Origin of the sequence: Anaerotruncus colihominis, assembly GCF_010206195.1 — a bacterium.
Lineage (GTDB): Bacteria > Bacillota > Clostridia > Oscillospirales > Ruminococcaceae > Anaerotruncus > Anaerotruncus colihominis_A.
Genome location: NZ_VIQT01000019.1, coordinates 1 through 26,587, shown reverse-complemented (window position 1 = coordinate 26,587; position 26,587 = coordinate 1). Strand labels below are relative to the sequence as shown.

Genomic DNA, 26,587 nt, shown 5'->3' with positions numbered 1-26,587 from the left:
GTCAGCCTCCGATCGCTTCTTTTTTGAAAAACGGCGAGTAGGCGGGCATATCATAATACTTTTTCAACTCGTCATCCAGCCGCATGATCGAGATGGAAAGGCCGCCGGTGCCCTGCGGACGGAACAGCTCGTCGATAAAGATGTCGTGCACGCGCGCGTTTTTCTCCGCGAGCAGCGAACGGACGCGCCGCCCCAGGATGCACAGCTCCAGGGGGCTTGTGAAGCCGAACCCATTGATCATGACGGCGATTTCGTCCTGCTCGGTCAGCTTCATGTCGTCGCAGAGGTATCTCATCATCGTCTCAGCGATTTTGTCGGCGCTGGTCAGCTTTGTATGCAGCACGCCCGGTTCGCCGTTAAAGCCCATGCCGTACTCGATCTCGCCCTCCGGCATTTCAAACATGGCGCGCCCGCTGCCCGGCATGTAGCCCGGCGAGGTGGTCACGCTGAAGGTATATGTTTCCTGCTTGGCCTTTGTCGCAACGCGCACGACCTCGTCGAGCGAAAGCCCGGCGTCGCACGCCGCACCCGCCACCTTGATCACGAGCGCAATACCCGCCACGCCGCGGCGCTCGTCCTTGCGTTCGATTGGCTCCGAGGTGATGTCGTCGGTGACAAAGACGCATTTGGCGGTGATGCCTTCAAGCTCGGCCAGCTCGCTGACAAGTTCAAAGTTGAGCACATCGCCCGCGTGGTTCGTACAGATATAGACAACTCCCCGCTCGTGGGGGACAGCCTTTGTAACGTTGAGGATTGTGCGCGAAGGCGGCGCGGTGTAAACATTGCCGAGCGAAGCGCCGGTCGCAAGCCCGCGGCCCACATAGCCCATAATCCACGGTTCGTTACCGGCGCCGCCTCCGACAACGATGGAAACCTTGTCGCCGTGGTCATGCACCATAAGCCCGTTTGTGTTGGGGGCGTCGACCTTGTCGAACAGCCCCGGATAGATGGAGAGATAACCCTCCAGCATCTCCTTAACCATATCGTCGGGATGATTGATAATCTTATTCAAACCGCTTTCTCCTTTTCCCGCGCCTTGGATTCGTCCTGCGCGATCACAAGATGAACGTTGGAGTCCAGAATTTCCTTTGCAAGCGCCTGAGGAATACGCCAGTCTGTGATAATCGACGAAAACCGGTCGAGCGGGCAGATGCGCGCCATTGTAACTTTGCCGAATTTGGTGGCGTCGCAGACGAGGATCGCCTGGCGCGAAACCTCGATCACTTTGCGCTTGATATGCGCCTCGGTAAGATTGGGCGTTGTGACGCCCATTTCCAAACAGAGGCTGTTCGTACCCATGAACACCTTGTCGAAACACATGCTCTCGACAGCCCGCTCGGCCAGCGGGCCGACGCATGACATAATCTTGTGCCGGACGCTGCCGCCGATAAACACAAGGTTGATATCATAGGAATCAATCAATTCCGTGACAATATTGAGCGCGTTTGTAACGACAACGATGTTTCGTTTGTTTCCGTTGCGGATCAGCTTGACGATTTCAAGCGTTGTGGAACCAGCATCAAGATAGATGGTGTCGGCGTCGTCGATCAGATCGTAGGCCAATCGCGCGATCGCCTTTTTTTCACGGATATTCAGCCGTTCCTTTTCGCGCTCGCCGCTTTCGCGCAGCGCGACGGAAAGACTGACGGCGCCGCCGCGCGTTCGCCGCAGACAGCCCTGCTTATCCAGGTCGTTGAGCATCTTGCGCACGGTGACTTCCGAAACTGCGAGCTTGCCGCTCAGCTCTGTTACGGAGACAGAGGACTGCTCGTCAAGCATTTTCAGTATCATATTTTTACGTTCCACAGTCATCATTTTCAGCAGCGCCTTTCAATTTTGGTTTCATTGTATATTCAAAAACTTCGATTTTCAAGAGAAATCTTACAAAATTGATACGATAGAAGTCAATTTTATAGCATTGTCCAAAATAAATGATCTGAATTTAGGCAAAATAACTGTTTGTTTAGAGATGGAAGTTTCAAAATCTTTCGAAATAGGCGTCGATTGAAAACAAAATGTAAAAAAGCGCGATGCCTTTGAAATGCTTTCACAGGCATGTTCCATCAATATGGTTTTGTGTTATACTATAACCTATAATGATCTTTCAATTCGGAGGAACTCTCTATGCGACGCTTGGAAATTTTTTTTGATTATGCCTGCCCGTACTGTCTGCGGGCGCACGAGCTGCTTTTGGAGCTGCTGCCGCGATATTCTGATATTGAAGCAGACTGGCGGCCGTGTGAATCGCATCCGCGTCCCGACCGCTACGGTCCGCACAGCGACCTTTGCATCCGCGGGATGTATTTTGCGCGTGGGTATGGCGCCGACCTTTTGGAATATCACCGGCTGATGTACCGCGCGGCGCTGATCGAGCGCGCGGATATTGAGGACCCGGCGGTTGTCGCCCGGGCGGCAGGCTCGCTGCTGGATGCCGGGGCGCTTGAGCGGGCGCTGCGCAGTGGGCGATACGAGCATGAATTGAAGGAAGCGAACGCCTATGCCTTTAACCGTTCAGGCGTCTGGGTGGTGCCGGCTTATCGGATGGACGGGCGCAGGCTCGACGCGCGTGAAAATATCGGTGTGACGCGCGGCGAGCTGGCGGCATTTTTGGCGGGATGAGCGCGGCAGATAAAAAGCGGCTGGCTGTTGGGATTCTCGCCCATGTCGACGCAGGAAAAACAACCCTGTCGGAGGCGCTGCTTTACCGCAGCGGCGCGCTGCGGACGCTTGGCCGGGTAGACCATGGGAATGCGTTCCTTGACACCGACGCGATCGAGCGGGAACGCGGTATCACGATCTTTTCAAAGCAGGCGGTTCTGACGCTCGGCGGGACGGAATTGACGCTGCTCGATACGCCGGGGCATGTCGATTTTTCCAGCGAAATGGAGCGCACGCTTTCCGTGCTTGATTATGCGGTGCTTGTGATCAGCGGGACGGACGGCGTACAGGGCCATACGCTGACCCTCTGGCGCCTTTTGGAGCGCAGCCGTGTGCCGGTGTTTTTGTTTATCAACAAAATGGACCTCCCTGGGGCGGACCGTGCGGCGCTGCTTGACGAGCTGCGCCGCCGCCTGGATGGCGGCTGCGTCGATTTTAGCGCGCCGCGCGAAACGCTTTGCGAGGAGGCGGCCATGTGCGACGAGTCCGCACTGGAGCAGTATCTCGAAAGCGGAATGCTTTCGGACGGGGTGATTACCGAACTGATCGGCGGACGGCGGCTGTTTCCGTGCTTTTTTGGGTCGGCGCTCAAGCTCGACGGCGTGGATGAACTGCTCGCGGCGCTTGCCCGTTACACGCGCGCGCCGGATTATCCGCAGGCGTTCGGCGCGCGGATTTTTAAGGTGTCACGCGATCAAAACGGTGCGCGTCTGACGCATTTAAAGGTGACGGGCGGTGTGCTGCGCGTCAAGGCGGTTTTGACGAACCGCCGGGGCGGGATTCCGGACGAGCAGATTTGGGAGGAAAAGGCCGACCAGATCCGCGTTTATTCCGGAGCGAAATACAGGACGGCCGACGAGGCTCTGCCTGGGACGGTCTGCGCTGTGACCGGCCTTGGGAGAAGCCGTCCTGGCGAAGGGCTTGGATGGGAGGCGCAGGCGCAGCCGCCTCTGCTCGAACCGGTGTTTGCATACCGCGCGCTTCTGCCCGACGGATACGATGCGCACGCCGCGCTGCTCAAGCTGCGCCTGCTTGAGGAGGAGGACCCGCAGCTTCGAATCACCTGGAACGAGCAGCTTCAGGAAATCTGCATCCAGCTGATGGGCGAGGTGCAGATGGAGATCTTAAAGCGGCGGATTCTGGAACGCTTTGGGCTTGACATATCGTTCGGGGCGGGCGGTATCGTTTACCGCGAGACAATTAAACAGCCGGTGCGCGGCGCGGGGCACTTTGAGCCGCTGCGCCATTACGCTGAGGTCCATCTGCTGCTGGAGCCGGCCGGGCGCGGCGAGGGGATCACATATGCCAGCGCGTGCGGCGAGGATATGCTCGACCGCAATTGGCAACGGCTGATCCTTTCACAGCTTGCGCAGCAGACGATTCCCGGCGTATTGACGGGCGCGCCGGTTACAGACGTGCGCATCACACTGTTGGCCGGCCGCGCCCATGAAAAGCACACCGAAGGGGGCGATTTCCGTCAGGCCGCCCTGCGTGCGGTGCGTCAGGGTTTGATGCAGGCGGAAAATGTTCTGCTCGAGCCATGGTACAGCTTTCGTCTGGAGATTCCTGATACATGTGTCGGCCGGGCGATGTCCGATTTGCAGCGTATGCACGGGAGCATATCCGCGCCGGACACAACGGCCGGCGAGGCGGTGCTGACCGGGACGGCCCCCGCGGCGTGTATGCGCGATTATGCCGCCGAGGTCAGCGCCTATACAAAAGGGCGCGGGCGGCTGTTCTGTACACTGAGCGGCTACGAGCCGTGCCACAACCAGGACGAGGTTGTGGCGACAGCCGGCTACGATTGCGAGCACGACCTCGATTTCCCGGCGGATTCCGTATTCTGCGCGCACGGCGCGGGATATACGGTCAAATGGGACGAGGCGGCCGCACATATGCATGCCGCACCCGGCAGGCGGCCGGATGCGCAGGACCATAAAACGGATGATGCCGCGGCGCGCGGCTCTGCGCGGGAACCCTATTCCGGTACGCTGGAGCAGGACCGGGAGCTGGAGGCGATCTTTGAACGCACCTATGGCCCAATCCGGCGGGGCCCGGCCGCGCAGGCGCGCGGCGTGCGAATGCCGGATGCCGGATCCCCGTGGGACGGCGCAGCCGGCGCGGGGCCGGAATATCTGTTGGTGGACGGCTACAACATGATCTTTGCATGGGAGGATCTCAAGCGGATGGCGCGCGACAATCTGGACGCGGCCCGCCAGGCATTGATGGATCTGCTCTGTAATTATCAGGGATTTCGCAAATGCGCGGTGATTTTGGTGTTCGATGCCTACAAGGTGCCGCGCGGCACAGGGGCTGTGAGCCGTTATCACAACATCCATGTCGTCTATACAAAGGAGGCGGAGACGGCCGACGCCTTTATTGAGAAGGTAACCTATGAGATCGGCGGGCGCCGCCGCGTGCGGGTGGCCACATCGGACAGCGCGGAACAGCTGATTATCCTCGGCCACGGCGCGCTACGCGTGCCGGCTGACCTGTTCCGTATGGAGCTTGAGCGTACCAGCGGGGAGATCGCTGCTTTTCTGGAGAAAAACAACCGCCTGAAAAAGTCCCTGAACGTTAAGGCTGCGTTGGAACAGGCGGACAAGGCTGTTGAAGCGTCAAAACGAGTGCCGGATTCCCCTGGAAAATAAAAAGCGGGGCCGCCGGAAAACTTCCGGCGGCCCCGCTTTCAGACTGTCGAAAAAGGCTGGAAAACACAGCGATATCCTGCCGCTCTCAAAATTCATTTTTGTCCGGACATGTGCCGGACAAAAATACATTGAAGCGCAAAACCGCTCTGCGAGCGGTTTTGCAAGAGGAAGGGTGGGACTGGCGGGAAAACGGATGAACAAGGCGAGCCTGCGAGCCGCAGTAATTTCTGGTTGCCCGCTTTCAGCGTGTCGAGAAACTCGACACGCTGAAAGCGGGGCCGCCGGAAAACTTCCGGCGGCCCCGCTTTTATGGATGCCTTCAGGTGTTTCGATCCTGCTCGATCAGTGTGCGCAGCGCCTCGCAGGCGACCTCGACGGTTTTGCGCATCTCGGTATATGCCATGATAGACGACGCGCGGCAGCCGCGGATGGAGGAGATGACGAAAATTGCCGCGGACTCCATCTCTGACGACATGACGTTGCCGCGCCGCCAGGCTTCCCAACGCTCCTTCAGACGGCCCTCTGCGGGCATGGTTTCAGGCTCGTGCTGGCCATAGAAGGAATCCTTGGACTGGGTGATTCCCTCGGCGAAGTTGTAGCCGAGCCTTTTGGAGGCCCGCGCGAGCGCGTCGACCACATGCCGGTCCGCGACGGCCGGGTATTCGATCGGGATGTAATGGACGGTCGTACCCTCGTCGCGCACGGCGGCGGTGTTGATGACGCCGTCGAGCGTCTCGTCATACGCCTTGTCACAGACGCGCCCGGCGGTGCCCACACGGATGAACGTATCGGCTCCGCATTTAATCAGCTCCTCAACCGCAATGGCTGCGGACGGGCAGCCCATGCCGGTGGAGGTGACGGAAACCTTGACGCCGTTTAATGTACCGGTCCATGTTTTATGTTCGCGGTTGTGTGCGACAAGCTTGGCGTCGTCAAAGTAACCAGCGATCAGATCGGTGCGGAAGGGGTCGCCCGGCAGCAGCACGTAACGGCCGACGTCGCCCGGCTTGCAGTGGATGTGATAGAGCTTTCCGTCTGGAGTTAACATTTATAATCTTCCTTTCCTGCCGGAGCGCCCGCAAAAGCGGGCGTCCCGCGGCGTTTAAAATTGCGGCGCCGTGCGGTCAGCGCGCGCCCTTGTCGTAGGGCACGCCCGCTGCGGCCGGACCGGGGGAGCGCGAGGAGGTGATGGTCAGGACCAGCAAAGTCGCGATATAGGGCAGCATTTTGTAGATCGTATCCGGGATACCCAACCCAAGCAGGAACGGGATGCCGGAATAGGCCGCGGCAATGGTTTTGGTAAGCCCGAAAAAGAGCGCCGCGAAAAAGATGCGCGAGGGTTTCCACTGGCCGAAAACAAGCACTGTCAGCGCGAGAAAGCCGTAACCGGCGACCGTGGAATTGAACATGGTGGTGGACGGGATGATGTAGACAAGCCCGCCAAGCCCGCCGAGCGCGCCGGAGAGCAAAACGCCGGTGTAACGCATCCGGTAAACGTCGATGCCGACGGAATCGGCTGCCTGCGGATTTTCGCCGCAGGAACGCAGGCGCAGGCCAAAGCGCGTCTTATACAGCACATACGAGGAGACGAGCAGGATCGCGACGCCAAGATACGTGGTGATATACGCGTTTTGGAACAGCATGGGGCCGATGACCGGGATATCGCCTAAAAGCGGGATTTTATCAATGCGGAAGGTGTTTTTAAAGGACACCTGCTCAACCTCCTGGACAACGCGCGCAAAGAAAATGCAGAACGCGGTTGAAAAGGTGTTGAGCGCCGTGCTGCTGATGGTCTGGTCAGCTTTCAGGTTGATCGATGCAAACGCGTGCAGCAATGAAAGCAGCATCCCCATCGCCATGGAGATGACGATAGCGGCCGCAAGGCAGAGCCAGACCGGCATGGACGCCTGGAACTTGCTTACAAATAAGATCCCCCAAAAGCCGCCGAACACCATGATGCCCTCCAGCGCGATGTTCAGCACGCCGCTTCGTTCGGAAAACAGTTCGCCGAGCGCAACGATCATAAGCGGGACAAAGAAAATCATCGTCTGCTGGCAGAGAAAATAAAACGAGCTCATACCTTTTTTCCTCCCTTCGCGGCAGGCTTGCCCTGCGGCGCGCTGCGAAGCTGGAAGGAGCGCACCGCATTGCGGATGACCAGCGCAAAGGCGCTGAAGTAGATAATGACCGAGATGATGATATTGACGATCTCCGGAGAGAACCGGTAGGTCTGCATATAGAAGCCGGACACCTGCATGTAGGCGATGAACACTGCGGTAAAGATGATGCCGACCGGATGGTTGGAGGCGAGCAGTGCGACGGGGATGCCGTTGAAGCCTTCGGCGGCAAGCACGTCGACGGGCTTGATGTATTTACCGGCGGACGACAGATACATCAACGCGCCGCCAAGCCCGATGAGCGCACCGGAAATCATCATTGAAAGGACGATGTTGCGCTTTTCATTGATACCGGCATAGCGGCTGGCGTCACGGTTTTTGCCGCATGCTTTCAGCTCAAAGCCAAAGGTTGTCTTATTGAGCACGATATACACAATCACCGCCATGACGACCGCGATTAAAAAGCCGATATTGGCCATACTGCCCGGGAACAGCTTGTCCATACCGGCATATGGCAGCGTGTGCCCGGCGGGGACGACCTGCGACTGGCCCTTGAGCGGGTCGTAGATGGCCTGCTTGACAATATGGTTGGCCAGGTACATGCCGATGTAGTTCATCATAATGGTGGCGATGACAATATTGACGCCCAGATGCGCCCGCAGCAGGCCGGGGAGCAGCGCCCAGAGCGCGCCGCCAAGCATACCCGCGAGAAGCGGGACGATCCAGCCGAGCGGGCCGGGCAGGTTGAAGCGGATCGCCACAAAGAGCGAACAGACCGCGCCGACGATGAACTGTCCCGGGCCGCCGATGTTAAAAAGGCTTGTCTGGAACGCAAGGCCAACGCCAAGACCCGTCATAATGATGGGCGTCGCGTAGTACAGGACGTTGCCCAACCCCTTCATACCGCCGGTGAAGCCGCCGAGCATCAGTGTTTTAATGCCGTTGGCCGCCTGCGGCGGATTGCACAGCGCCAGCACGAGGAAACCGAGCAGCAGGCCGATGACAATTGCGACCAGAGAGGCCAGCAGCCCGGTATAATTGCGCCTGGGCACAGGGCCGTGTAATCTTTTCATTGCTGCGGCACACTCCTTTTTGAACCGGACATATACAACCCGATGTCGTTGACTGTCGTTTCGCCGGGCAGCACGTCCGCTACGATCTCCCCTTCATACAGCACAAGGATGCGGTCGCTGAGATTCATAACCTCGTCAAGCTCAAACGAGATAAGAAGGATAGATTTGCCCGCGTCGCGCTGCGCCAGCAGCTGCTTATGGATATATTCGATCGCGCCCACGTCCAGGCCGCGCGTCGGCTGCACGGCGATGATCAAATCTTGGTTCATATCGATTTCCCGCGCGATGATCGCCTTTTGCTGGTTGCCACCCGACATACTGCGCATATGCGTCAGGGGCCCCTCGCCGCATCGGATGTCAAACTGTTTGATCAGCTCGCGCGCGTACTGGCTGCGGCGGTTGAAACGGATAAAGCCGCAGTGCTGAAATTCGGGGGTGAAGTATTTTTTTAAGGCCAGGTTTTCCTCAAGCGTATCGTCAAGGATCAGGCCGTGCTTGTGGCGGTCCTCCGGGATGAAGGAAAAGCCGCCGGTGTTGCGCGCGCGGATAGAGGCGCGCGTCATGTCGCGCCCGTCCAGGACGATCTGGCCGCCGTCGGCCGGGATCAGCCCGGAGAGACAGGCGGCCAGCTCGCTTTGGCCGTTGCCCTCGATGCCCGCGATACAGAGGATTTCGCCGCGGTGCAGGTCAAATGAAACGCGGTTGAGGATATTCCGGTTTTTATTTTCGCGGCTGGCAACACACAGATCACGCACGCACAGCGTCGTCTCGCCGGGGTGAAATTCCTGCTTTGCAAGACGCAGCTCAACCTTGCGCCCAACCATCATCTCCGACATCTGCTCCGGCGATACGCCGGCTGTTTCAACGGTGCCGATATACTTGCCGCGGCGCAAAACCGTGCAGCGGTCCGCGACCTGCTTGATCTCGTTGAGCTTGTGCGTGATGAAAATGATCGCCTTGCCCTCGCTTTTCAGGCTGTTCATAATTTCCATCAGCTCGTCGATCTCCTGCGGCGTTAAAACGGCTGTCGGCTCGTCAAAGATCAGGATATTGTTTTCGCGGTAAAGCATCTTGAGAATTTCAACGCGCTGCTGCATACCGACGGAGATATCCGACACATTGGCGTCCAGATCGACCTTCATGTTGTACCGCTCGCTTAAAGCGAGTGCTTTGGCGCGCGCCTGTTCCATCTGTAAGCGCCCGCCTTTGACGGTTTCGGCCCCGAGAATGATATTTTCAAGCACCGTGAAATTTTTGACCAGCATGAAGTGCTGGTGCACCATCCCGATGCCAAGGTCGTTGGCGGTGTGCGGGTTCTGGATCTTGACGGGCTTGCCGTCAAGAAAAAGCTCCCCCTTGTCCGGCTGATACAGGCCGAACAGGATGCTCACCAAGGTCGATTTGCCGGCGCCGTTTTCCCCCAAAAGCGCGTGGATTTCTCCACGGCGGACCTGAAGGACAATGTCGTCGTTTGCGACAACGCCCGGAAACAGCTTGGTGATATGCATCATTTCTATAGCATATTCGCTCATATGTTTCACCCTGCGATTCTTGTCGGTTGTATGGGCGGCCGCAAAATCAGCTTGAAACTGATTTTGCGGCGCGCGGCGGATGCATGGGGCGCGGCGGTCAGTTGATCACCTCGACGCTGACGTATGAAAGACCGGAAACGACTGTTTCAAGATCAATGGAGTTGCCGCTCTCGTCGACATCCTTGACCATCCCGGAGACGACGCCGCCCTCGTCGGCGGTCATCTTTGCGGCGATCGCGTCGTAATCGGCCTGCGTGAAGCTTTTAAAGCGGGAGGTTTCCATCGGCAGGCCGACCGCGTTGTCCTTGATATCAAGGCGCGCGTTGACGCCGCCCGGGAATTCGCCGTTATAGAACATGGTGATGCCGTCGTAAACCGCGACGGACAGGTTTTTCATCGCGGAAGTAAGGACCGTTTCAGAGCTTGCCGACTGGTCCAGGTCGACGCCGATCGCGACGCAGTCGCCTCCGACCGATTCACACGCCGCAAAAACATTGTCGGGCGTGCCGCAGCCGAAGATGCACTGCGTGCCGCTTTGATACCAGGAAGCCGCTTTCGTCTGATTTTCCGGCAGGATGTCGAACGTGCCGGTGTAATGGTATTTGCAGGAGACGGATCCCGGCTCAAGCCCAAGCTCCTTGCCCGCAAATTCGGCGCCCTGGAGATAGCCGTAGCCATAACGGACGACGGACGGGACCGCCATTGCTCCGAAAAATCCGAGATCGCGGTAGCCGTCCTTCACAGCGGCGTAACCGGCAAGGAATCCGGCCTGCTCCTCGGCAAAAACGATCGAATAGGTGTTGTCCGCCGTCTTGTAGTCGGTATAGGTGCCGTCCTGCGGCGTGCCGTCAAGGATGATGAATGAAACGTCGGGATACATGTCCTGCGCCTTGTACACAGCGGCTTCAAACAGATAGCCAGGGCAGACGACGAGCTTCGCGCCGTTGTTGACAGCCGATTCGATCGCGACCAGATAGCCGTCTGTGGATTGGTCGATGGGACGGTAATACTGATGCGTGATGTTGTTTTCCTCAGCATATTTTGCAAGCCCCTCCCATGCGCCCTGGTTAAAGCCGCGGTCGTCGATGGAGTTGGCGTCGGTGACAACGGCCAGCTCATAGACAGCGCCGCCGCTGGAAGCGGCGGGCGTGGAAGCCGCGCCCGATGCCGCGCCGCCGCCGGATGAATTGCCGCAGGCCGCCAGTGAGAGCATAGCGCTGGCTGCAAGGAATGCACAGAGGATGTTTTTCAGGCTTTTTTTCATTTCAAAACCTCCAAAAATGATTCTTATGTTCATGGGTGCGGAAGGGCCGCACACAGTTTCCAGAATTTTGGAATCGAATTCCCACGTGGGAATAGCGGGAAAAGGCCGCCATGGCGGCCTTTTAATCCTTCTATAGGGACAAGAAGGGCGCTTGGATATCAAAAATCAGCCGAGCAGCTTGACTGCGGAGCTTGTACCAATGCGGTCGCAGCCCGCGTTTACAAAGGCTTCAAGATCCTCGGGCGTGCGGATGCCGCCGGCAGCCTTGATTTTGACCTGCGGGCCGATATGCTTGCGGAACAGCGCGATGTCCTCAAGCTGCGCGCCCGCGGTGCCGAAGCCGGTCGAGGTTTTGATGTAATCGGCGCCCGCGTCCGTAACGCAACGGCACAGGGCAATCTTTTCCTCCCCGGTGAGATAGCAGGTTTCAATGATCACCTTGAGGATATGGCTGCCCGCGGCCTGCTTGATCGCGCGGATTTCCTCTGTGACCTTGTCGAACGCGCCGCTTTTAACGTCGCCGAGATTGACGACCATATCCACCTCGACGGCGCCGTCAGCGATGGCCTGGCGTGTCTCCGCGACCTTGATTTCGGTTGTGTTGTACCCGAGCGGGAATCCGATGACCGTGCAAATGGCAAGCGCATCGCCGTATTGGTCATGAATGCGCTTGATAAAGCACGGAGGCACGCAGACGGAAGCGGTATGGTGCTTGACCGCCTCATCGCAGAGCGATTCGATTTCGGGCCAGGTGGAAACAGCCTTGAGCAGGGTGTGGTCGATCATTCCCAAAACTTTTTCTTTGTCCATAAAACCCTCCGTTAATCTGAAAGTAAATTGGTTTTGTGATAAAATAACCGCAGGGCGTTTATTTTATCCTTTTATGGCCAGGGCGATACGCGTGCGCGGCCCGCTGCCGCCCGGATGGCCGATTTTATCATGCCGCACTCTGTGTATTTGATAAAATACTAACATTTCACAAATGATGTGTCAATCTGTTGCGGGGTGATTTCTCCAGTTTAAACATAATTGATACTTTAAATTTATTGATTGTGCGCATAGACTGTTGTGCAAACGAAATTGAAGAACACTTTTTATCAAAAGTATCTTTTGCTTTTTGATAAAAAGTGTTAATATGGGATTGGGTTTTTGATAACAGCAGGATGCAGGGTGCTTGAATGGAGGCTATAGCGTGGGTAAGAAAAACGACAGACTCAACCAGCTCATCAGAATTTTGAAAATTCGCGGTGCGGTCTCGATCAGGGAGCTTGCGCAGATGCTGGAAGTCTCAGAAATGACGATCCGCAGAGATATGAAGCTGCTCCAGCAGAATAAGGTGGTCGAAAATGTTGATGGCGTTATGGTCTACAATCCCGCGCATACACTTGTTGAAACGGACAAGGAGTACAGCCTTGCGCTGGAGGGAGAACGCAGGAGTGCGGAAAAAGCCGCGATCGGTGCATTTGCAGCTTCGCTGGTGGCGCAGGACGATATGATTATCATTGACACAGGGACGACGACGGTCCACATCGCGCGCAATCTGCCAACCAACTTGCACCTGTCGGTTCTGTGTTACAATATCAACATTTTGATGGAATTGAGACGAAAGCCGAATATACAGCCGCTGTTTGCCGGCGGTTATTATCACGCAAATGCACAGATGTTTGAAAGCAAGGAGGGCGTTGAATTCATCAGCGGAATCCGTGTGCAAAAGGCGTTTGTTTCGGCGGCAGGCGTCCACTGCCAGTTGGGCGTAACCTGCATCAACAATTATGAGATCGAGACAAAACGGGCGATTTTGCGATCCTCGCTGGAAAAAATTCTTGTAGCGGATTCCAGCAAATTTGGCCGGGTCTGTGCGGCCTACTGCTGCGATATGAATGATATTGATACAATCATCACGAATGAGGACCTTTCGCCCGAATGGATCGACCTCATTCGCAGCAAGGGGATCAAGCTGCACCTTGTTTGACTAGTGAGTATGCGCCGAAGCACATATGGCTTTTGATTTTTAAAACAGCCCCTGATATAGATGAAAAATTTATGTGAAGAATCTGAGTTCCTATTGGACAGCGCACAGGGTTTGGAGTATAATAGAATCAATCACACCTATGGGAGGTTTTAGCATGGCGGATAAGAAGCAGTTTGACGGCTCAAAAACACCAGAGAAATCTAAAAGCCTGCTTTTCTCTCTCTCGCAGGCAAAGACGTTATCCCCCGACGAAGCGGAAGCGGAAACGTCGGCTAATCAAAGCTTACTGTACTCGCTTTGGAAAAGTGTCTCGGGAAAGTTTGCAAAGCCTGTGGAGCCGCAGGCGGAAGAGCCGGCTGTTCAAGAGCCGGAGGCGGAGCTGTTTGAGGATAATCATCCGCTTGCAAAGCTGCGGCGCGCCTGGTGTCAGGAACGGGCGGCGTCCCGCGGGGACGATGCAGATTCGGATCAGGCGCCTTTTGGACCGCAGGATCTGCTGCCCGGAGAGGAGCTGTTGCCCGTTCATCGAAGGCTGATCGAGCAGGCTGCCCGGTCGGCCGCGGAAATGCTCGCGTCGTTTCATGGCAGCGGTGGACAGCTTCAGGCGGTCAATGGACATGTCGGGGTGCTTGAATCCGAGGATGGATTGAGCGCCTGGATATTGTTGCTGCCACCGCTGTATGGAGGCGGCGATGTAACGCTGGAGCATCTGCATACCGCGCTGGTTGAGCGTGGCGTTACATATGGCGTCGACACGCAGGCGCTTGAGACGTTGGCGCAGCCTGTGTATTTTCGTATGGTTGAGGCTGCGCGGGGCACGCCGCCGGTCGACGGCGAGGATGGAAGCGTTGAGGAGGTCATCCCGACCAGCTCCAGCGTCCGGTTCGTGGAAAAGCAAAACGGCATCATCGACTTTAAAGATATGAACTGGTTCCACAATGTCAGTGAGGGCGAAGTCCTTTGCCGGATGCTCCCGCCCACCCCGGCAAAGAATGGAACCAATGTTCATGGCGCAGCGATTACTGCCAAGGAAGGGCGCAAAGCTGTACCGCCGGCAGGAAAAAATACTGCTGTCAGTGAGGATGGGCTTACGCTCGTGGCCAGAATTGAGGGAGAGGTTGTTTACCGGTCCGGTCAATATCATGTGGAGCAGGCGCTCACCATCAATGGCAACGTCGATTTTTCCACGGGCAACCTCGACGTAAAGGGCGCGGTGGTTGTGAGGGGTGATATCTGCGAAGGATTTACAGTCAAGGCCAGCGGCGATATCACAGTATATGGGATGATCGAAGGCGCGACGCTGATTTCGGGCGGCAACATCTTCGCCAAAACCGGCATGAACGGAAACGGAAAAGGCTCAATGACAGCCAGGGGAGAGATCCGCTGTAAATTTATTGAAAACGGATCCGCTGACGCCGAGGGGAATATTTATCTGGAGAGCGCGGTCAATGCGCGGCTGTCGAGCCAAAGCTCCGTTTTGGTCAAATCAGGCCGCGGTGCGCTGATCGGCGGGGAAACTGTCGCGATGAAAACGATCGAGGCCACGTCGGCCGGCAATAAAAACAATTACCTGACGGCTGTTTCCATCAAAGCGACTGAATCGTTCCAAATAAAGCAAAAGCAGGTCGAGGACGACCTCAGAAAGACATTTGAGGAGCTGGATGAGCTGACCGCATCAGAAAATGGCGCGGCTTTGACGAATGAGGCGCGGCTGCGCAGCAGTACGCTGAAAATGAAGGAGCGAAAGCTCCGCCAACAGCTCGAACAAATGCGCACGCAATGTGAGGAGCTGGATTCGGCTGTCATGCGTTTTGGCGCGCTATATCCAAATACAGTGGTTGGAATTAGCGGCGTGATCGCGACTTCAAAGCAGGAGCATACCCACTGTCTGATTTATCAAAAGGATCGGGAGATTGTGTTTGGCACCGTATAGGGCTTGTTTGAAAAAAGAGGAATTGCCGGATTCTTCGCAGACAGCAGGGGAATGCAAGGCAAAAAACGCAGGAATCCTTTCGGATCCCGAGGCTTTAAAAAAGACGGACGGGGCGGGCTGTATTTACAGCCCGCCCCGTCCATTTCACATTTTGGATATCCGCCGGCGGAGACGATTACAAGATCGGCCCGGCGCGTTTTCTATAAAATTATAGCAGGCATACATTTGGGAATCGAGCTGGGACGTCCACTGATAGGTACCGGCGGGCGGCAGCGATATCAGGCAGCTTCTGTAATGATATACAAAAGTTGACAAAGCGCATAGCGTACCCTATACTGAAGCTAAGGCTTTTGATCCGGCTGAAGGGGAGGGCGCTGATATGGAAAGAACCCAAAACAAGCGGCCGCGCGGTATAGACCACTTTTGGAGAGGCGCCATCTATGCGGTGGGCATGATTTCCCTGGCAATCGGGCTGACCTTGTACACCAAGACAGGGCTTGGCGTTTCCCCGGTTGTTTCGGTGTCGTTTTCCATCACGGAGATTTGGGGGATCAATTACGCGCTGTCAACCTTTGGCGTCTACATGCTGTTTTTGGCGGTTCAATTATTTCTGAAGGGAAAGGATTGCCGCCCGGGCGATCTGCTGCAGATCCCATTCAGTCTGGTGTTCGGCCTGCTGCTTGACTGGTTCAGTCTGGCACAGATCGGTTTTAATACGCTGTGGCAAAATCTGCTGTTGCTTTTGGCTGCGATGACGTTTACAGCGGTGGGGATGTCCATGATGGTGGACATGCGCCTGGTGTTAAGTCCAGCGGACGGCCTGGCCGACACGATTGGAAAATGCTCGGGCAGGGGCGTCGGCTTTGGAAAAAATATTGTGGACCTGTCCTGTGTGGTTGTTACCTGCACCGTCAGCTATCTTTTCAGCGGCAGGATAACAGCCATTGGCCTTGGCACGCTGATCGCAATGATCTGCGTGGGCAGGCTGGCCGCGCTGTTTCAACTGCTGTTTTGTAAGCTGCTGCTCCGCCGCGCAGGTTTGTCCAAAGCGCACCACTGCGGCGCTTTGGAACAATTGGCGGAGGAATCCGGCTGATTGGGGCTGTGATCTCGATTCAGGTATGCTGGGACATAAACAGATGCTCCATCATCAGATGGGACCACAGGGTATCATTTACACAACTTCCTTCATTGAGAGGTATCGGAAGGTTCCATCTGGTTTGTTGCGGACAGTGATAAGATAGCCTCTGTCCATATCCACATCTCCTGTTATAGCATCCCGGAGCCTGCAAAGAACGGCCGTGGTGTCCCCGCTTTTCTGCACGTCAAAGACCAGCGCCTGGGGGTAGGCCCCGCCCAGGCCGCCTTCATAGCGGATGGTATCGCCGTCAACCATGAAATTTTTGACTTTGTGGAGAACGGCATCCCTGTCCACCTCAAAATATTTGCTTATCTGCCGTATCATTTCATCCACTGACAGCTCCCCGTCCGGATAAACTGTCCAGAAGCTCTCGCCGTCGGCGCATTCCATACTTACAATTCTCTCCAGGATAGCGGGCCACTGGGTAATCTCACTGGGATTGGAAAAGGTATCCGACTGGACCACGCACAGATAGATGGGGGAAACATACTGCCGGGCAAGTTCCACCATCCTGTCGTAATCCTCAAACAAATCATAGTCGCTGACCACCTGAGTGTAGAATGGTTCACTGGAGGCCTCCCCTGTGATACAAATACAGCCAAATTCCGTGAAGGATATGTGATCGACAGCATAGCGGGATTCCTCGCCCCAATGCAGGCCGTCTGCCGTCTCTACGACAGAGCGGTGGAGTTCGTACAGCTCGCCGGTTGCGCTGTCATAGCAGATTCTGTTCTCCCAGGGATTCCATTGAGCAGGAAAGTGATAGATGTTTAACTCGCAGCTTTCCCCAGCCTGATACTGTTTAAAAAAATTCATCGCTGCATTTGCGGATGTGATGACGGTTCCATCAACCAGAATGACTGCGTGCCCGTCCCGAGCCGCCTCCTGATAGAACGGACTGTCGGTAAACTTGTCGGTAACAAACTGCGGATACCGGATGTCCGCAGACATCCCCGCTTCAGATTCCGGCATTTGATCGCTTTCTGACTTGCCGTTATCCGATGCAGCTTCGGAAGAAGGAAGCGGCGGTTCACTTTCCGAGGACACACCATATCCCGATGCATCGAAATTTCCGGCGCAGCTTTGCTGGCCACAGCCCGACAGCAGAGCTGTCAGAATAAATATTGCGGTGAATGTATGCACCAAAAGTTTTTTCATGGCAACCTCCCAAACGGACGCAACTGCTTATGGTATTAGAAATCATAATACTTCATTGCAAGAGAGTTTTCAATGAAAATCGATATTTCCCCGCGATACGTTAAAACCGCCGCGCGGCAGGGGCACAGCAAAAAGATGGCAGAGAACAAAAGCCAACCTGGACAGGCGGGCCGAACGCGCCCTTTTGTGGAAAAGGAAGAACAAGGGAGCGGATGGGCTTATTTTCTGCAAAAGGCAAAAAGAAGTCTGAGCAAAGCGAGCTTTGCTCAGACTTGGTGCCGCTGACCGGGATCGAACCGGTACGGTGTCGCCACCGAGGGATTTTAAGTCCCTTGCGTCTGCCTGTTCCGCCACAGCGGCATAAATTCTGTTACTCTCTAATGATAAACGATTGTTGGCTAATAGTCAAGCTGTTGGAGCAATTCCGGGTATGGTTATAGGTTTATTGGAGAGGGGGTACGAATAAGGTGTACCGGCATATTTTGAAGGAATAAATTTGGTTGTGTTGCTTTCATATAGGAATTTTCTGCCGAATATCTATAATATAGATTATTGGTTGGAATAACGGGACAGTCAAAAACAGATTATGGGAGGCAGACGATGATTTTCAAAAAGAAGTCGTATTACGATGAGATGCCCGAGACAGAAACAATAAACGGGGATACGCCCGCGCAGGCGCAACAGGAAATACCGGCTGAGCCGGCGCCGGCCTCCGTTGCGTCCACTGGGCCGGCCGAGTCTGGGCAGCACGGCAAGGAGGATGGGAGCATGAATGAATCGGATCTGACCGCTTCAATCTCCAAGAATACGGTCGTCAAGGGCGATGTTGCGACCAAGGATAATCTGGAGATTTTCGGCCATGTTGAGGGCGATGTGATCAGCAAAGCGGTTGTGAAGGTTTACGGCGTTGTGCGTGGTAAGATCTGCTGCGAGACGTTTGTTGCAAGCGGCGCAAAAATCTGTGGCGATATCACCTGTACACATTCGGTTGTAGTGCGTACCAATACGGAGATCGAGGGCGACATTAAGTGCGGATCGGCCAGCATCAGCGGCGCGATTTTGGGCAATGTAATCGCTGGCGAGATGGTTTCTCTCAGTGAGACAGCGTCTGTAACGGGCAATGTCATCGCTGCCGGTATCGAAGTCAGCAAGGGTGCGATTCTCAATGGTTCTGTTGAAACACAGAAAAAGGAGCCGCCCAAACCAGTGGAAAAAGCAAAAGCAGTGGAACAGAAAGAAAAAACGGAGACAAAAATGGAATCGAAAACGGAACCGAAAACGGAGACAAAAACAGGGCCGGATGCTGCGCCTTCGGTTGAGAAACCGGCCGGAGAGGCGCAGAAGACGGAGGAAAAGATTCCAGCCACTACGGCCAATGGCTCCATATAGAAAAAGAACCGGCGGTTTCCCGCCGGTTCTTTTTCTATATCATTTTCACGACTTTTATTTACAAAATGTGCTTTACATTTGATATAGAATTTTATACAATAAATTTATTCATATTTTTATATCCGGTCCCGCTGTGCACCGTGCTTGTATATCCAGAAGCAGCCGGGCAGGGCGCGGACCACAAAGAGAGGGGGGTTATTATGCCGCGTGGACGCAAAAAGACGGTCCATTTAACCTACGAGCAACGTATTGAAGAAATCGAGGGAAAGATCGAAGCGCACAAAAATGCAATCGCCGACTTGAAAAAGGAATTAAAACGGTTGATGGCTGAGAAAGAGCAGGCCGATTTGGAGAAGATTTGCGCGCTTGTGAAGGCGTCTGGAAAAACGCCCGAAGAGGCCCTGGCTGTTTTAAAAGGGGATGCATAGGAGCTAGACGGTCAGTGGGGACCGCCTGGTTCTGCTTTGTGCCGGTTTTTATTGACGGATAGCTCGATTTCTGTTATAGTCAAATAGAAAACAGGGGAGCCAAAAGGCTGAGAATGAGTGCACCGCATTCTAAACCCTCAAACCTGATACGGGTAATGCCGGCGTAGGAAGCATATCGACACGATTTTGTGCCAGTTTGTTGTTTTACAAGGGGCCGTACCGGGGGGTACGGCCTTTTGTTTTGCCCCGCTATGCAGTCCGCCCGGGCCCGCGCCGCCGCGCGCCGGTTGAATGGGCAGGCGTCGAAACAGAAAGGAAGGCTTTGCAATGGGGTACACAACGCAGATGAATGCCGCAAGGCAGAAAATCGTCACAAAGCAAATGGAGGCCGTCGCCGCCTGGGAAGGGATCGGCATGGACCGGCTGTTAAAGCTCGTCGCAGACGGGCAGGCCGTCATCCCGGCCAACAAGAATCATAAATGCTTAAAGCCTTTTGGCATCGGCAGCGCCCTGAAAACGAAGATCAATGTCAATCTCGGCACCTCCCGTGACTGTATGAACATAGATATGGAACTTGAAAAGGTCATGAATGCCGTTAATATGGGCGCAGAGGCTATCATGGATTTGAGTTCATTTGGCGATACACGTATATTCCGCCGCAAGCTGACTGCACAGTGCCCGGCAATTCTCGGCACAGTGCCCATTTATGATGCGATTGTCTATTACAACAAGCCGCTCAAGGATATCACCAGCCGGGAGTGGATCGACGTATTCAAAATGCATGCCGAGGATGGGGTCGATTTTATGACGATCCACTGCGGGCTGAACAGAAGCACGGCCGCGCGATTCAAACAGTCCAAGCGGCTGCTGAACCTGGTTTCACGCGGCGGAAGCCTGATCTTTTCGTGGATGGAGCTGACAGGCAACGAGAACCCGTTTTTCGAATTTTATGATGAGATTCTGGAGATTTGCCGGCAATATGATGTGACCCTGAGCCTTGGCGACGCGTGCCGCCCCGGCTGTATCGCTGATGCGGGCGATGTTTCCCAGATCGAGGAGCTTGTTGTGCTCGGCGAGCTGACGGCGCGCGCCTGGGAAAAGGATGTACAGGTCATGGTGGAGGGGCCGGGCCATATGGCGCTGAATCAGATTCAGGCCAATATGGAAATCCAGCAGACAGTCTGCAAGGGCGCGCCATTTTATGTACTCGGTCCGCTCGTCACAGATATCGCTCCCGGTTATGACCATATCACAGCGGCGATCGGCGGGGCAATCGCCGCTACATATGGAGCCTCTTTCCTTTGTTATGTCACGCCGGCGGAGCATCTGCGCCTGCCGACTGTTGAAGATGTAAAGGAGGGTATCATCGCTTCCAAGATCGCTGCGCACGCGGCCGATATCGCAAAAGGGCTGCCCGGCGCGGCCGATTGGGATTACAGGATGGGGCAGGCGCGCCGCGCGCTTGATTGGGAGCGCCAGTTCGAACTGGCAATCGATCCGGAAAAGGCCCGCCGTTATCGCGCCCAGTCGCAGCCAGAGCACTTGGATACCTGTACCATGTGCGGCAAGATGTGTTCTGTGCGCAATATGAACAAAATTTTAAACGGTGAGAATGTCGACATCATGGAATGACCGCTTTTTCACCGGGAAGGAGAGCCAATGGACAAGCTTCTGGCCCGGTCGGGGCTGCTGGATGGAATCGATGAAAGGGATCTGACGCATTTGTTTGGCTGTACAGGCGGCCGTGAGCGGGTGTTTAACGTTGGAGAGCCGGTCTGCGAGGAGGGCGGCCGCCCATCGGTCTGCGTGCTGCTCACGGGCCGCGCGGTGTCCAAAGCGGAGGGTGCGTCCCGCACGCTTGAACCAGGCGGCGTGTTTTTAAGCAGCGGCGGTTTGGTCCGCGCTGAAATTGCGTCGCGCGCCCTGGTGTTCCGCGAGGACCGCTTTCGATGTGTGTGCGGCGCTTCATGTGCCTATCATCGCCGGCTGGTCGAAAATCTTGGACGTTTGATTCGATAGCAAATGGGGGAGCAGATCCGCGCTGGACTTGCTTCCCTGTTTTATAAGAAGCTGCGCCAGGGGGATCGCATGGATTGGCGAGAAAATCTTTCGCCGGGACGTGTGCGCTTCCCTATTGGGGCAGCTTCTGAGTCCGGCGTAGGTTATAATGGATAACAGCAGGGGGCAGACGCCATGCCGCCGACGGTGACAAGATCACAGTCGGCGGCATGGGCTTGCGGTATCATGATAAAAAACAGTTGCTGCGCAACTGTTTTGTGCGCCTGCCCGCTTTGCAGGCAAGCGCATGGGAATCAAACGGCCGCGCGGCGTTTCATTTTTATTTGCGCCGCGCATTGCAATGGAATGGAGAGTTTTTATGAGTCTGTTCAGTAGAAGGCCGTCCTTTCAGCAGGGGCTGGAGACGTTTCGAAAAATGCCGGGCGCGGTGCTTTTGGATGTGCGCACGCCTGAGGAATTCGCGGCGGGCCACGTTCCGGAGGCGGTCAACGTGCCGCTCGACGCATTGGGGCGCATCGATTACCAGTGGGACACGCCGCTGTTTGTCTATTGCCACAGCGGCGCGCGCAGTGGACGGGCGTGTATGCTGTTGGAGGAAAAAGGGTATCGCGCCGTCAATATCGGCGGGATCGCAGGATATAACGGCCGGCTTGACCGCTGATCCGGCTTTTTTGTTTTCAACAACCTGAAACGCTTGAGAATTTCCGCTTTTTGGTGTATGATAGATTTATCCGAAAACGGAAGGGACGGCGTGTTCGGCTGCTCCAGCTTGAATTGTTTGGAGAGCGGCAGGCGGTTTCGGAGCAAAAGACTGCTATGATCAGAGGGATGATTGTGAAAAATTATGTGATCACGATTGCAAGGGGATATGGAAGCGGCGGCCGGACCATCGGCAAAATGCTTGCCAAGGAGCTTGATATTCATTACTACGATCAGGAGCTTCTGCGCATGGCGTCCGATGAAAGCGGTATCAGCGAATCGCTGTTTGCGCGTGCCGATGAAAAATTAAAGACGCCGGTGCTCTTTAAGGCGGGACGCAAAAGCGCCTATACGGGTGCAATCATCCCGCCTGACAGTGTGGATTTCACCTCGGAACAGAACCTGTTCAACTATCAAGCCAAGGTGATCCGCGATCTGGCTGAAAAGGAGTCGTGTGTCATTGTCGGCCGCTGCGCTGATTTTATCCTAGGGGAACGTGAAAACGTCCTGCGTTTGTATGTACATGCACCGTTTGAATATTGTGTGAAAAAAACGATGGAGGTGCACGCTTCGTTTGACGAGGAGGAGGCGCGCAGGTATATCCGCCGCATTGATAAGTACCGGCGGGATTATTACCGCTATTTTACAGGGCGCGACTGGAACGCCGCTGAAAATTATGACCTATGTATCAACAGCAGTATGCTTGGATGGGATAAATGCGTCGCGCTTGTCAAGGCATATTTGGAGATTAAAATGGCGTAATCGCTTTGTCATGAAAAAATCGGGCGTCCGGACGCCCGATTTTTTCATGCAGTTGGCATATAATCCTATTTGTATAACAGGTTTTCAACCACGTATCGCCGTGTTGGGACATAAATGTAGGAATTGGCCAGCTGTTTTGTTCAAAGATTATTCATATTTCTGTATAAATGTGTTTGATAAGTGGAATAAAAATTACAAATTGGTTACAAAAAGCGGATGAAAGATTACAAATTGGTTACAAAATCCGTTGACTTTTTTTGTATCCCTGGGGTATAATAGGAACAGGGAAGGCCTGGACTTTCCTGGGGAGGCCCATATGAAACAATTGATTTGTCTGCTGCTGGTTGTTGTGCTGGCATTTGGCGCCGCGCCGCTGGGCGCGGCTGCCGCATCCGCCGCCAACGGCTCGGTGGCATTACAATTGAATAACGACGGTGCGGCGGAGCTGCTTGACGCCGGCGGTGTGGTTCGCGCTGTCAGTGATCCGGCCTCCGCTGACGCGGGCGGTTTCAAATTTGAAGCCGCGCCCGACCAAACGCTGTATTTGTGCCTGGGTGCTTCTGGTGGAGGCGATACGTCCATGCTGTGGAATGATTCCATGGGCGATTTGACCGGTGCGGCGTCGCCCGGCGAGCTGGCGGATCAGGAACTGTTTAAGCTCAAGGTCAGCCGCGACGGAAACGGAGCGCGCCTTGTGCGCGTTTCCCAGCACAATGAACGTTCCATCGGCGGCAGCGCGCGCAGCGCATGGCTGAAAATCAGTATTGCGGCGAGTGATTCCATCGACGAGCAGAAAGCGGTCGTCGATCTGACTTTTACAGCACGTGGTGACGATGAGGACGGCAAATGGGAGAAGGGCGATTATGCACTTTTGCGTCTGACTTTTTGGATTGGCAGCGCTGTTGAGGAAGGTGGGGACGCCTTGCGCGCCGCAGGCGATTCCTTTATCTATAAACCGGATGCCAACGCTGAGAATATGGTGGTATGGGAGGATGTTGCGTCTCTGTCATTTTCTGCCAGTGACGATGCGAAAAAGTTTTACGCCCGCCTTTCTACCAAGCACGATCCAATTTATGCGGCGTATGAGGACAGTGCCGATCTGTTTTTCCGCAATTTTACCGGCGCGCCTACAATTTCGGCGTCCTCACGTGCGACGTTGACGTTATACTATCCATGGGAGGATGGAGGTCCCGATCCGGCGGCTTGCCATATCTATCTAACGGATGCGAACGGCTCTCTGCGTGATGTCACAAAGCTGTTTACCTATATTGGAGAAGATGAAGACGGCAGCGTGGTTAACGGCTGGCGGATACGCACACGCACGCTGGGATGTTATATTATCACGGACCGCGCGCTGGATTTGACCGCGCAGCAGGAAGAGGATATCCAAACACAGCCAAAGACCTCCTCAGCGCCGGAACAGGTTTCTGCGCAGTCCGCTTCAGCGGATGCTGCGGCATTGCCGTTTGATATCAACCGCAACGCAAAACCGATCCCCAATACGGGTATTTAAAAATAACCGCAGGACGTTTATTTTATCTTTTATGGCCAGGGCGATACGCGGGCGCGGCCCGCTGCCGCCCTGATGGCCAATTTTATCATGCACGCAAAGCGCGACGCGACATAATAAAATACAACGTGCTTGGTCCAGCCATGCGCGTTGTATTTTTTTATAGATTGCGCTTCGCAATCTATAAAAAATTGGCCATCCGCGCCATCCCCGGCGCGGGGCCGCTTGATTAAAATGCGCCTGCCCGCAGAGCGGGCAGATGCGCAAAAAAATAGTTGCAAAGCAACTATTTTTTATTGTGAATATGGGCCTGTGGATTTTCATTCTGGTGCATGAGGACACTTTTTTTGAAAAGCTTTTAAAAATCCACCCTTGTTTTTGAGCCGGATTTGATGGCGAAATGGTTGCTTTTTTCCGGGCGGTATGCTATAATCCATATATTTCACAGAATGATTGATTGGTTCATAAACGCCTGTTTAAAAGATTTTTACCCTTCTGCCCGAATTTGCTCATAGCAGATCGGAAGCGGACCACCTGAATCTGATGAGGGGATCGGCTGCAAATAATGGGGGCATCCTTTAAACAGGATTTTTTTATTATGGACTCGACTTGAAAGGAGGCCTGGCTATGAAGCGTTTGTCATCCTGGATAATCGCGGCTTGTATGGCTATTTGCGCAGCCGGCGTAACTGTCCTGGCTTATGCGATCAGTACGACAATTGATCTGACGGGCACGGTGTATGATGATAACGGGAAGGATGTAACCGTAAAATATGAGGTCTTGTTCGATGGGGGAAATGTAACAATTGATCGGGCGCCTGTCGGTGAAAAGCTTTATTTTGAGATTGGCAACGGAACAGATTTTCGTGTTGCGGAAGGGATGACTGTCGACGCCGCGACGCTTGCAAACAGCGATCATTTTTCCTATACGCTTGAACGCGGCGAAAACGGAGATCTGCTCGATTATGCCCGCCTTGTGACCAAGCGGTTTGATGATGGAGAACGCAGGCGTTACTTTGAAATTGCACTTGTGGTTCCACAGGAGGATCAAAAGCAGGCTGTTGCATTTGATCTTTCCTTTAAGGCGAAGCATACGGAGGATCATTATTGGCAGGCTGGGGATGCGGCGACTGTGCATTTTGAATTTTGGATTGGCGATGTTGTTCATCAGCCGTCGTCCGAGGATTCCCAAACGCCTGCGTCAAGTTCCAGCCCGGCCAGTACGCCGGCAGCTTCGCAGGCTACGTCGGCGCCCCCCTCCCCTCAGAGCACGCCTGGGGAGGCCCCGGCTCCAACCGGATCGTATGACTTTACGGTTGCGGCTGTGTCCATGATGGCTGTTTCGGTCGTGGCCATCCTGTTGGTGAATAAGCGCCGTTAAGGATATACGCGCGTGCGCGTATATAGAAGTATCGCAAATACATGATCCGCTGGACTGTATGGTCCGGCGGATTTTTGTATGAAGGCGCATCTGAAAGCGGCAAAATACGGCTCCACAGGAAAAATTCAGGGCAAATTCGCAGCGGTTGTATCGACTTGGAAGCAGAGTTTTCTATGCGCATCCAAACATAACGGCCATATCATGGRTTTTTGATTTTTTAAATATAAGTTTTGATAATATGTTGATTATTTTTATTTAATTTTGATAATAATTATGACAATTTGGTAACAAAAACCTCTTGAAAAAAGCTTGTTTTGCAGATATACTAAGACTCGTTCCAAGCGGCTCGGATGCGCCGGGCCGGAGGGCAAAACGATTTTTCAGGAGGAACCCCAATTATGAAAAAAATGCTTGCAGTTATGCTTGCCGCCGCCACCACCATGTCTGTTGGCGTGACAGCTTTTGCGAATGACGAAATCGGCAACGGTACCGCCGTTGTTTCCAGCTATGCCGACCTGCTTCTCGATTCCGGCAATCCGGGCGACACATCGAGCGACGCGGAGGACAACAGCTCCTCGAGCGGTTCTTCTTCCGAAGACGAGTCCATCTCCCTCGAGAACGCGACCGATGTGAAGATCGGCGCTGACGAAGACGGCGTTGTGCTCGGCGACGATATCCTCGAGCCCGGCAAGGAGTACAAGTTCCCGGTCAGCCTGACGGTTGACGGCAAAGACACCAAGATCACAGAGGACCTGATGAACGGCTACAAGTTCAACTATTCCAAGATCTCCTCCAAGGGCATGAGCCGTTTTGAGATCGAGGAGTACAAGGGCCAGTACTACCTGTATGTTGAGGCGCGCGACACTGTTGTGACCAAGCCGGTTGACGTGAAATACAACGT

The 26,587-nt window shown here is 54.8% G+C and carries 23 protein-coding genes, 1 tRNA gene, 1 pseudogene and 1 riboswitch; of the genes and pseudogenes, 15 read left to right on the top strand and 10 right to left on the bottom strand.

Features of this window, described 5'->3' with window-relative positions; all coding sequences use genetic code 11:
- Position 1 precedes the first annotated feature (1 nt).
- Both FMM72_RS13065 and FMM72_RS13060 read right to left on the bottom strand, forming a co-directional pair.
- On the bottom strand, positions 2–1,012 hold the full coding sequence (locus FMM72_RS13065) for a dihydroxyacetone kinase subunit DhaK (RefSeq protein ID WP_160208876.1): 1,011 nt from the start codon (positions 1,010–1,012) through the stop codon (positions 2–4).
- Positions 1,009–1,815 (bottom strand): DeoR/GlpR family DNA-binding transcription regulator, encoded by an 807-nt coding sequence (locus FMM72_RS13060; RefSeq protein WP_160208877.1) that lies wholly within the window; start codon positions 1,813–1,815, stop codon positions 1,009–1,011. The genes FMM72_RS13065 and FMM72_RS13060 overlap by 4 nt, the downstream gene beginning before the upstream one ends.
- A 309-nt stretch (positions 1,816–2,124) precedes the next feature.
- Between FMM72_RS13060 and FMM72_RS13055 the strand changes: the two genes are divergently transcribed.
- Both FMM72_RS13055 and FMM72_RS13050 read left to right on the top strand, forming a co-directional pair.
- Complete coding sequence (locus tag FMM72_RS13055) at positions 2,125–2,619, top strand: DsbA family oxidoreductase (protein WP_160208878.1); 495 nt, start codon at positions 2,125–2,127, stop codon at positions 2,617–2,619.
- The gene (locus tag FMM72_RS13050; protein ID WP_162221671.1) at positions 2,616–5,309 is read left to right on the top strand and encodes a translation factor GTPase family protein; all 2,694 of its coding nucleotides are present in this window, start codon (positions 2,616–2,618) and stop codon (positions 5,307–5,309) included. The genes FMM72_RS13055 and FMM72_RS13050 overlap by 4 nt, the downstream gene beginning before the upstream one ends.
- A gap of 319 nt (positions 5,310–5,628) precedes the next feature.
- Here the strand turns inward: FMM72_RS13050 and FMM72_RS13045 are convergent, their stop codons facing one another.
- The 6 genes from FMM72_RS13045 to deoC all read right to left on the bottom strand — a co-directional run bounded on the left by FMM72_RS13045 (position 5,629) and on the right by deoC (position 12,105).
- The gene (locus FMM72_RS13045; RefSeq protein ID WP_162221670.1) at positions 5,629–6,357 is read right to left on the bottom strand and encodes a nucleoside phosphorylase; all 729 of its coding nucleotides are present in this window, start codon (positions 6,355–6,357) and stop codon (positions 5,629–5,631) included.
- Positions 6,358–6,433: 76 nt separating this feature from the next.
- Positions 6,434–7,387, bottom strand: a complete 954-nt coding sequence (locus tag FMM72_RS13040) for an ABC transporter permease (RefSeq protein WP_160208881.1) — start codon at positions 7,385–7,387, stop codon at positions 6,434–6,436.
- Positions 7,384–8,499: an ABC transporter permease gene (locus FMM72_RS13035; protein WP_162221669.1), complete on the bottom strand. Its 1,116-nt coding sequence runs from the start codon at positions 8,497–8,499 to the stop codon at positions 7,384–7,386. The genes FMM72_RS13040 and FMM72_RS13035 overlap by 4 nt, the downstream gene beginning before the upstream one ends.
- The gene (locus tag FMM72_RS13030; RefSeq protein WP_160208883.1) at positions 8,496–10,031 is read right to left on the bottom strand and encodes an ABC transporter ATP-binding protein; all 1,536 of its coding nucleotides are present in this window, start codon (positions 10,029–10,031) and stop codon (positions 8,496–8,498) included. The genes FMM72_RS13035 and FMM72_RS13030 overlap by 4 nt, the downstream gene beginning before the upstream one ends.
- Before the next feature lie 97 nt (positions 10,032–10,128).
- Entirely contained in the window at positions 10,129–11,295 is a 1,167-nt protein-coding gene (locus FMM72_RS13025) for a BMP family lipoprotein (RefSeq protein ID WP_162221668.1), read from the bottom strand.
- Between the two features lie 165 nt (positions 11,296–11,460).
- A complete protein-coding gene (deoC, locus tag FMM72_RS13020) occupies positions 11,461–12,105 on the bottom strand; it encodes a deoxyribose-phosphate aldolase (protein WP_160208885.1) in 645 nt (214 codons plus the stop codon).
- A 382-nt stretch (positions 12,106–12,487) separates the two neighbouring features.
- Between deoC and FMM72_RS13015 the strand changes: the two genes are divergently transcribed.
- The 3 genes from FMM72_RS13015 to FMM72_RS13005 all read left to right on the top strand — a co-directional run bounded on the left by FMM72_RS13015 (position 12,488) and on the right by FMM72_RS13005 (position 16,296).
- Positions 12,488–13,267 (top strand): DeoR/GlpR family DNA-binding transcription regulator, encoded by a 780-nt coding sequence (locus tag FMM72_RS13015; RefSeq protein ID WP_160208886.1) that lies wholly within the window; start codon positions 12,488–12,490, stop codon positions 13,265–13,267.
- A 154-nt stretch (positions 13,268–13,421) separates the two neighbouring features.
- Positions 13,422–15,200, top strand: coding sequence for a DUF342 domain-containing protein (locus tag FMM72_RS13010; RefSeq protein ID WP_162221667.1), 1,779 nt, complete (start codon positions 13,422–13,424; stop codon positions 15,198–15,200).
- A 379-nt stretch (positions 15,201–15,579) separates the two neighbouring features.
- Positions 15,580–16,296: a hypothetical protein gene (locus FMM72_RS13005; protein ID WP_160208888.1), complete on the top strand. Its 717-nt coding sequence runs from the start codon at positions 15,580–15,582 to the stop codon at positions 16,294–16,296.
- A gap of 78 nt (positions 16,297–16,374) precedes the next feature.
- Here FMM72_RS13005 and FMM72_RS13000 read toward each other — a convergent pair whose 3' ends face one another.
- Positions 16,375–17,499: a hypothetical protein gene (locus FMM72_RS13000; protein WP_162221666.1), complete on the bottom strand. Its 1,125-nt coding sequence runs from the start codon at positions 17,497–17,499 to the stop codon at positions 16,375–16,377.
- A 72-nt stretch (positions 17,500–17,571) separates the two neighbouring features.
- On the opposite strand from FMM72_RS13000, the gene FMM72_RS12995 reads away from it, so the two are divergent.
- Positions 17,572–17,784, top strand: coding sequence for a hypothetical protein (locus FMM72_RS12995; RefSeq protein WP_160208890.1), 213 nt, complete (start codon positions 17,572–17,574; stop codon positions 17,782–17,784).
- Here FMM72_RS12995 and FMM72_RS12990 read toward each other — a convergent pair.
- Positions 17,773–17,859 (bottom strand) — tRNA-Leu (locus FMM72_RS12990). The two genes, FMM72_RS12995 and FMM72_RS12990, sit on opposite strands and share 12 nt — an antisense overlap.
- A gap of 240 nt (positions 17,860–18,099) precedes the next feature.
- On the opposite strand from FMM72_RS12990, the gene FMM72_RS12985 reads away from it, so the two are divergent.
- The 9 genes and pseudogenes from FMM72_RS12985 to FMM72_RS12945 all read left to right on the top strand — a co-directional run.
- Positions 18,100–18,888, top strand: a complete 789-nt coding sequence (locus tag FMM72_RS12985) for a bactofilin family protein (RefSeq protein WP_162221665.1) — start codon at positions 18,100–18,102, stop codon at positions 18,886–18,888.
- Between the two features lie 200 nt (positions 18,889–19,088).
- Positions 19,089–19,316, top strand: coding sequence for a hypothetical protein (locus FMM72_RS12980; RefSeq protein ID WP_160208892.1), 228 nt, complete (start codon positions 19,089–19,091; stop codon positions 19,314–19,316).
- 82 nt (positions 19,317–19,398) lie between these two features.
- Positions 19,399–19,503: riboswitch (TPP riboswitch) on the top strand.
- A 140-nt stretch (positions 19,504–19,643) separates the two neighbouring features.
- Positions 19,644–20,948 carry a phosphomethylpyrimidine synthase ThiC gene (gene thiC, locus FMM72_RS12975; RefSeq protein WP_162221664.1) on the top strand — a complete coding sequence of 435 codons (1,305 nt, stop codon included), beginning with the start codon at positions 19,644–19,646 and terminating at the stop codon, positions 20,946–20,948.
- A 27-nt stretch (positions 20,949–20,975) separates the two neighbouring features.
- A complete protein-coding gene (locus FMM72_RS12970) occupies positions 20,976–21,335 on the top strand; it encodes a hypothetical protein (RefSeq protein ID WP_160208894.1) in 360 nt (119 codons plus the stop codon).
- Positions 21,336–21,621: 286 nt separating this feature from the next.
- Positions 21,622–21,996: a rhodanese-like domain-containing protein gene (locus tag FMM72_RS12965; protein WP_369883369.1), complete on the top strand. Its 375-nt coding sequence runs from the start codon at positions 21,622–21,624 to the stop codon at positions 21,994–21,996.
- 155 nt (positions 21,997–22,151) lie between these two features.
- Positions 22,152–22,796: an AAA family ATPase gene (locus FMM72_RS12960; RefSeq protein ID WP_180322934.1), complete on the top strand. Its 645-nt coding sequence runs from the start codon at positions 22,152–22,154 to the stop codon at positions 22,794–22,796.
- A 316-nt stretch (positions 22,797–23,112) separates the two neighbouring features.
- Entirely contained in the window at positions 23,113–24,309 is a 1,197-nt protein-coding gene (locus FMM72_RS12955) for a hypothetical protein (protein ID WP_162221663.1), read from the top strand.
- Between the two features lie 624 nt (positions 24,310–24,933).
- Positions 24,934–25,686, top strand: coding sequence for a hypothetical protein (locus FMM72_RS12950; RefSeq protein ID WP_160208896.1), 753 nt, complete (start codon positions 24,934–24,936; stop codon positions 25,684–25,686).
- A 398-nt stretch (positions 25,687–26,084) separates the two neighbouring features.
- Positions 26,085–26,587, top strand: a pseudogene (locus FMM72_RS12945) (hypothetical protein); the annotation flags it as partial.

Bases quoted from the DNA above. Each gene is read 5' to 3' on its own strand.
- FMM72_RS13060 (WP_160208877.1), bottom strand. From the start codon at position 1,815: ATGATGACTGTGGAACGTAAAAATATGATACTGAAAATGCTTGACGAG.
- FMM72_RS13055 (WP_160208878.1), top strand. From the start codon at position 2,125: ATGCGACGCTTGGAAATTTTTTTTGATTATGCCTGCCCGTACTGTCTG.
- FMM72_RS13050 (WP_162221671.1), top strand. From the start codon at position 2,616: ATGAGCGCGGCAGATAAAAAGCGGCTGGCTGTTGGGATTCTCGCCCAT.
- FMM72_RS13045 (WP_162221670.1), bottom strand. From the start codon at position 6,357: ATGTTAACTCCAGACGGAAAGCTCTATCACATCCACTGCAAGCCGGGC.
- FMM72_RS13040 (WP_160208881.1), bottom strand. From the start codon at position 7,387: ATGAGCTCGTTTTATTTTCTCTGCCAGCAGACGATGATTTTCTTTGTC.
- FMM72_RS13035 (WP_162221669.1), bottom strand. From the start codon at position 8,499: ATGAAAAGATTACACGGCCCTGTGCCCAGGCGCAATTATACCGGGCTG.
- FMM72_RS13030 (WP_160208883.1), bottom strand. From the start codon at position 10,031: ATGAGCGAATATGCTATAGAAATGATGCATATCACCAAGCTGTTTCCG.
- FMM72_RS13025 (WP_162221668.1), bottom strand. From the start codon at position 11,295: ATGAAAAAAAGCCTGAAAAACATCCTCTGTGCATTCCTTGCAGCCAGC.
- deoC (WP_160208885.1), bottom strand. From the start codon at position 12,105: ATGGACAAAGAAAAAGTTTTGGGAATGATCGACCACACCCTGCTCAAG.
- FMM72_RS13010 (WP_162221667.1), top strand. From the start codon at position 13,422: ATGGCGGATAAGAAGCAGTTTGACGGCTCAAAAACACCAGAGAAATCT.
- FMM72_RS13005 (WP_160208888.1), top strand. From the start codon at position 15,580: ATGGAAAGAACCCAAAACAAGCGGCCGCGCGGTATAGACCACTTTTGG.
- FMM72_RS13000 (WP_162221666.1), bottom strand. From the start codon at position 17,499: ATGAAAAAACTTTTGGTGCATACATTCACCGCAATATTTATTCTGACA.
- FMM72_RS12995 (WP_160208890.1), top strand. From the start codon at position 17,572: ATGAAAATCGATATTTCCCCGCGATACGTTAAAACCGCCGCGCGGCAG.
- FMM72_RS12985 (WP_162221665.1), top strand. From the start codon at position 18,100: ATGATTTTCAAAAAGAAGTCGTATTACGATGAGATGCCCGAGACAGAA.
- FMM72_RS12980 (WP_160208892.1), top strand. From the start codon at position 19,089: ATGCCGCGTGGACGCAAAAAGACGGTCCATTTAACCTACGAGCAACGT.
- thiC (WP_162221664.1), top strand. From the start codon at position 19,644: ATGGGGTACACAACGCAGATGAATGCCGCAAGGCAGAAAATCGTCACA.
- FMM72_RS12970 (WP_160208894.1), top strand. From the start codon at position 20,976: ATGGACAAGCTTCTGGCCCGGTCGGGGCTGCTGGATGGAATCGATGAA.
- FMM72_RS12965 (WP_369883369.1), top strand. From the start codon at position 21,622: ATGGGAATCAAACGGCCGCGCGGCGTTTCATTTTTATTTGCGCCGCGC.
- FMM72_RS12960 (WP_180322934.1), top strand. From the start codon at position 22,152: ATGATCAGAGGGATGATTGTGAAAAATTATGTGATCACGATTGCAAGG.
- FMM72_RS12955 (WP_162221663.1), top strand. From the start codon at position 23,113: ATGAAACAATTGATTTGTCTGCTGCTGGTTGTTGTGCTGGCATTTGGC.
- FMM72_RS12950 (WP_160208896.1), top strand. From the start codon at position 24,934: ATGAAGCGTTTGTCATCCTGGATAATCGCGGCTTGTATGGCTATTTGC.